Origin of the sequence: Pantoea conspicua, assembly GCF_002095315.1 — a bacterium.
Taxonomy (GTDB): domain Bacteria; phylum Pseudomonadota; class Gammaproteobacteria; order Enterobacterales; family Enterobacteriaceae; genus Pantoea; species Pantoea conspicua.
Map to the genome: position 1 here is coordinate 1 of NZ_MLFN01000091.1, position 5,645 is coordinate 5,645.

Annotated in this window: 6 protein-coding genes; 3 read left to right on the forward strand and 3 right to left on the reverse strand. The window is 56.0% G+C overall.

What is annotated here, in order from left to right:
* A partial coding sequence (locus tag HA41_RS19105; protein WP_094122078.1) for a DMT family transporter occupies positions 1 to 726 on the reverse strand: 726 nt, incomplete at its 3' end.
* Between the two features lie 93 nt (positions 727 to 819).
* The gene (locus HA41_RS19110; RefSeq protein ID WP_069728130.1) at positions 820 to 996 is read right to left on the reverse strand and encodes a con-10 family general stress protein; all 177 of its coding nucleotides are present in this window, start codon (positions 994 to 996) and stop codon (positions 820 to 822) included.
* 302 nt (positions 997 to 1,298) lie between these two features.
* Here HA41_RS19110 and wrbA point away from each other — a divergent pair, with 302 nt between their 5' ends.
* From wrbA to HA41_RS19125, 3 genes are read left to right on the forward strand one after another with little or no spacing between them, the layout of a single operon-like run.
* Positions 1,299 to 1,889, forward strand: a complete 591-nt coding sequence (gene wrbA, locus HA41_RS19115) for an NAD(P)H:quinone oxidoreductase (RefSeq protein WP_094122074.1) — start codon at positions 1,299 to 1,301, stop codon at positions 1,887 to 1,889.
* Positions 1,890 to 1,917: 28 nt separating this feature from the next.
* Complete coding sequence (locus tag HA41_RS19120; protein WP_094122075.1) at positions 1,918 to 2,148, forward strand: YccJ family protein; 231 nt, start codon at positions 1,918 to 1,920, stop codon at positions 2,146 to 2,148.
* A gap of 53 nt (positions 2,149 to 2,201) precedes the next feature.
* Complete coding sequence (locus tag HA41_RS19125; RefSeq protein ID WP_094122076.1) at positions 2,202 to 3,575, forward strand: NAD-dependent succinate-semialdehyde dehydrogenase; 1,374 nt, start codon at positions 2,202 to 2,204, stop codon at positions 3,573 to 3,575.
* 64 nt (positions 3,576 to 3,639) lie between these two features.
* Here HA41_RS19125 and agp read toward each other — a convergent pair whose 3' ends face one another.
* On the reverse strand, positions 3,640 to 5,325 hold the full coding sequence (gene agp, locus HA41_RS19130; protein ID WP_208612779.1) for a bifunctional glucose-1-phosphatase/inositol phosphatase: 1,686 nt from the start codon (positions 5,323 to 5,325) through the stop codon (positions 3,640 to 3,642).
* Between the last annotated feature and the right edge of the window lie 320 nt (positions 5,326 to 5,645).

Consider the following 5,645-nt stretch of genomic DNA (forward strand, 5'->3'; position numbering starts at 1 on the left):
TGACACGCTGCGCTGCGCCCAGTTCATGGTGACCTGAATTAAGGCGCTGGCGGCCCCGAGCCCCAGCGCGCTAAGCAGCAACGGCGTCGACAGCGCCGGTACCGTTTCACCATTGGGTACCATCAGCGCGAAAGCGCACAGCGAGGCCACCGCCAGCTGAATCAACGTGACACGGCGTACATCAACCTGACCAGCATAGCGGCTGATTAAGATGATCTCAGCAGCAATCGCCAGAGTGCTGAGCAGGGTTGCCAGCTCACCGGCGTTCAGGCTGATGCGGCCATCCTGCGGTCCGGCCACCAGCAGCAGGCCGGTAAACGCCAGCACGATGCCGAGCCACGACATCAGCCCCGGCGGACGACGTAAAAAAAGCCACTGCAGCAGCGGCACCACCGGCACATAGAGCGCAGTGAGAAACGCCGACTGGCTGCTGGAGATGGTCTGCATCCCCCAGGTCTGCAATCCGTAACCGCCAGCAATCGACAGGCCAATCAGGGTACCGGCTTTGAGTTCCAGCCAGCTGATGGCGGCCAGGTAACGGCGGAAAACCAGCGCCAGCAGCAGCGCCGCCGTGGCAAAGCGCAGTCCGACAAAGAAAAACGGACCGGAATGCTGCATCGCGCGGTGGACTACCAGAAAGGTACCGCCCCAGACCATGGTTATAAAGAGTAATACCAGCTCCTGGCGCGTTAGGCGCAGGGATAAACCGCGGAGTGCGTCCGACATATTTCACCTGATGATGTGTTCGGGCTTATTGTGCGGAGTGAACGGGGGAAAAGCAACGGCGTTAACCGCCGGTTTTACCGGCGGAACAGAGGGTTATTCATCATCGGTTTTTTTACTACTGCTGCGCCCGCCTTTCTCGCCAGCGCGGGCAGCACGTTGCGGATCGTTTTTAAAATTGCCGCCGCTGTTTTTACCGCCTTTTCGTCCCGCTTCTGCAGCACGCTCACGGTTTTCGGCAAAATTACCTGAACCTCCACGATGTGATGCCATGGTCTACTCCTGTCGCGTAACGCGATAAATGAAGAAATGAAAGCAACCTGTGGCTGACGGCGCTAACACCGCGCCCAGCCATGATTAAATAATAGTCAATTTCTGTTTTCGCTACGGCAATAGTCACATTTCGCAACAGACTATTCACTACTGGTTTGGTTAAACAACGCACATTCTGTCGGTTTACAACCGATTGCCTGTGGGTTTATTACCCACCTGGCCAGCGTGCAACCACGCATCGCCGACGTGAAACAAAAGCTCTTCTATACTTTTCAGGACGTCAAACCCACCTGGAGAGATTAATGGCTAAGATTCTGGTGCTCTACTACTCAATGTATGGACATGTCGAAACGATGGCGAAGGCAGTAGCGGAAGGCGCGCGTCGGGTGCCTGGGGCAGAAGTGGATATCCTGCGAGTACCGGAGACGATGGATGCCGCGCGCTTTGCACAGGTGGGCGGTAAAACCGGGCAGGCGGCCGCAGAGGCGACGCCTGAATTGTTGACGCAGTATGACGCGATTATCGTCGGTACCCCGACCCGCTTCGGCAATATGTCGGGGCAGATGCGTAACTTCTGGGATCGCACCGGCGGATTGTGGGCTTCCGGCGCACTGCATGGCAAGGTCGGCAGTGTCTTCACCTCAACCGGAACCGGCGGCGGTCAGGAACTGACGATTACCTCGGTCTGGACCACGCTGGCACATCACGGCATGGTGATCGTCCCAATCGGTTATGGCACGCCGGAAATGTTTGATATTTCCCGCACCCGCGGCGGTACGCCTTATGGCGCCTCGACGCTGGCGGGCGGGGATGGATCGCGTCAGCCCACGGAAGAGGAACTGAATATCGCCCGTTATCAGGGTGAACATGTTGCCGGGCTGACCGTAAACTGAAGGACTGAATTCATCGAAGGAGAACATTATGGCTACTGAACAAACAAAAGCACATCACGTTGGCGAATGGGCCAGTCTGCGTCATACCTCGCCTGAAATCGCCGAGGCCATTTTTGAAGTGGCCAATTACGATGAGCGGCTTGCCGAAGAGATCTGGCGCCAGCAAGGCAGTGACGACGTGCTGATTCGTGCCTTTGAAAAAACCGATAAAGATGTCCTGACCTGGGATGATAAAACAGTAGAACGTAAAAACGTGTAATTCAGGGGCGGGGATCTCCCGCCTCGATTTTTTAACTGACCAAGGAGCACGCGATGTCTTCCTATCAAAGCATTAATCCCGCGAACAACCAGTTGCTGAAAAGCTGGCCATCTCATGATGAGGCGGCCGTCAGCCATGCGCTGGAGGTCGCCGATCGCCTGTTCCACTCAGACTGGAGCAAAGGCGATATTCAGCCCCGACTGCAGGTGTTGCACAAACTGGCTGATCTGATTGATAGCCGTGCGGAAGAGCTGGCCACCATTGCCAGTAAAGAGATGGGCAAACTGATTGGTCAGAGCCGGGGCGAAGTAAAAATCTGTGCGCAGATTGCGCGCTACTACGCCGAACATGCTGAACGGATCCTGAAGCCACAGTCCTACCCCAGCGAACTGGGCGAAGCCTGGGTGGAGTATCACCCGATTGGCGTACTGGTGGCGGTGGAGCCGTGGAATTTCCCTTACTACCAGCTGATGCGGGTACTGGCACCTAACCTGGCACTGGGTAATCCGGTACTGGCGAAACATGCCAATATCGTCCCGCACTGTGCGGACGTGTTTGAAAAGCTGGTGCGGGAAGCCGGTGCGCCTGAAGGTGCCTGGACCAACCTGTTTATCTCGACCGATCAGGTGGCAGATCTCATTGCCGATGACCGGGTTCAGGGCGTGGCGCTGACGGGTTCAGAACGGGCAGGCAGTGCGGTGGCGCAACAGGCCGGTAAGCACCTGAAAAAATCGACCCTCGAACTGGGCGGCAATGACGTGTTCGTGGTGCTGGACGACGCCGATCTTGATGAAGCGGTGCGCCAGGGCGTGCAGGCGCGCCTGAGTAACTGCGGGCAGGTCTGTACCGCTGCCAAACGTTTTATTCTGCATGAAAAAATTGCCGACCGTTTTATCAGCCAGTTCAGCGCAGCGCTGAGTTCTGTCACGCTGGGCGATCCGCTGGATGAAAAAACCACGCTGGGTCCACTTTCCTCCAGCGATGCGCGTGACCGTCTGGTGAAACAGGTAGATGAAGCCGTCGCGCATGGCGCCCAGCTGGTCACCGGCGGGAAAGCAGTTGCGGGCGTCGGCTGTTATTACCAGCCTACCCTGCTCACCGGCATTACGCCGGATAATCCGGCTTACTATCAGGAGTTTTTCGGCCCGGTTGCGCAGGTCTATGTGGTGGGTGACGATCAGGCCGCCGTCGCGCTGGCCAACGATTCGCACTACGGTTTGGGCGGATCGGTCTGGACCCGCGATATCGCCCGCGGCCGCAAGCTGGCTTCAGCGATTGAAACCGGCATGGTGTTTATCAATTCGCAAAGCGACACCTCGGCTGAACTGCCGTTTGGTGGGGTTAAACGTTCCGGCTACGGTCGTGAACTCTCTGATCTCGGCATTAAAGAGTTTGCCAATCAGAAACTGGTGGTAGTCTCCGGTTAATCGGGCTTCAGCCATAAAAAAACCCCGTTTCGACGGGGTTTTTATTTTACAGCGGCAAAAAGAATTACTGTGCGGCTGTTGCCACAGATTTTTCACCGTCGTTTTGCGCGCTGCTGGCGGACTGACTGGCTGCCGCGTTATCGGCTTTGGCTTTTTCAGCCGCGGCTTTTTCAGCGTCTGCTTTCTCTGCTTTGGCATTTTCTGCCGCCGCTTTATCCGCTGCGACTTTGTCAGCTTTGGCTTTTTCAGCTGCCGCTTTATCGGCTTCCGCTTTTTCTGTCTTCGCTTTTTCTGTCTTCGCTTTTTCTGTCTTCGCTTTTTCAGCCGCCGCTTTATCCGCGTCTGCCTTCTCTGCTTTGGCTTTATCCGCCGCGGCGTTGTCGGCCTTCGCCTTGTCAGCAGGCTTGTCAGTCGGGCTGTTAGCCGCATCGCCAGTGGCCGGTGCCGCATTGCTATCACGCTGAGTCGCGGCCGGTTGTGGCGCGGCGGCAGGCTGCATTGGCGTACCCTGCAGAGCGGCATTCAGCACTTGCGAGAACTGATCCCAGCTGCAATAGCCATTGGCATCGGCCTGACAACCGGTCAGTTGCAGAGTGACGCGCTTCGGCGGATTTTTCAGGCTCAGCACATCGGCATCACGCAGCTGATCGGCGCTCTGGTAGACATACTCAACTTTCAGCAGATCTTTGTCATTTTTAGCATCGTGCCAGCGCTCAAATACCACCTGACCGCCAATCGGCGTTTTTTCATAGGTATCGGGCAGCTCATACGGCTTAACCTGCAACGCGCTCAGTAATGAGGCGATGTTAGAATCGTGGCCCACCATCAGGGTCACTTTTGGCGCATTGGCCTTATCCTGATCGACTAACTGGCTACGGATGTAATCCACCAGCGGTGCCGCCACTTCACGGGCAATGACCGGGCTGGTGAACAGCGTGTCCTGATAACCATTTTTAATCGCCGACAGCTCTTTCCACTGCTCTGGCGTTTTGATCTGGCCCCACGCGACCTGATCCAGCGGGAAACCTTCATAATATTGCAGCGTAAAGGCGTCCATCAGCGAGTTACCCACTTTTAACGGGCCGCTGACGTTGGGTTCTTTGCCATTTTCAGCACTGAAGCTGTTCTGACCACTGCTGAAATCGCACTGCTTTTTGTTATTACAGGCCGGTGAAGATTTATAATCGACGATCTTTTCCAGCCGCTGGAATGCAGGCTTCAGCGACAGCTTTTCATTGGCAGCGGCCATATCAGCCAGTGCCTGCTTGTTGAAAGCCTCGCTGCCATCGGTGATCACCGGATTGAAGATCGGATCCATGGTCCCCATCGCATCCTGATGGGTGACGGCGACGTCACAGCCTGGGAAGGCACCATTGACAAAGAACTGGGCGGTGGCGACGGTCCGTTGCAGGCTGTTGGCGTAAACGAAGACGTTATTGCTGTCAGGACAGCTGCCATTCTTCACCAGACCCTGCTGTGCCAGCCACTGACGGGTGTAGTTACCCATGTAGATTTCCAGCACGCCACCTTTGGTGGTCAGCTGTCCACCGGGCACATCCCACTGCGGCCAGCTTTTTTTGGTCGACTGCTCCAGCACGCTGCCATTATCCGCCAGCGGCGCACGCAGATTATGTCGACTTAACATCAGCACCTGTTGCAGTTGCATGTCGCCATCAGCGGCGAAGGCCACCGTTCCGACGGGCAATGCGGCCAGCACTGATAATGCGCAAAGACTCAGTTTCTTGATCATTGTGCCTATTCCATTCATTCAGTAGAGAAACACTCTGGCTATCAACCGATTAGCTCGCCTCAGAGCGAAGTGCTAACCAGTGTAACCCAGCTCATCCAGGAAAATCGCCAGATGTTTACAAAAACAGTGAGTGGACTATAGCAGAGATGCACCGGGCAGATGAACGCTGCCGCCCTGATCGGAAAGCTAAACGGGAGAATTTCAGAAATGCGGAAGGGGGATCGCAGAAACAGAACAGGCCAGCACATTGTGCTGGCCTGTTCTGTAAAATATGGCGGAGGAGGAGAGATTCGAACTCTCGGATGGTTTCCCATCGGCGG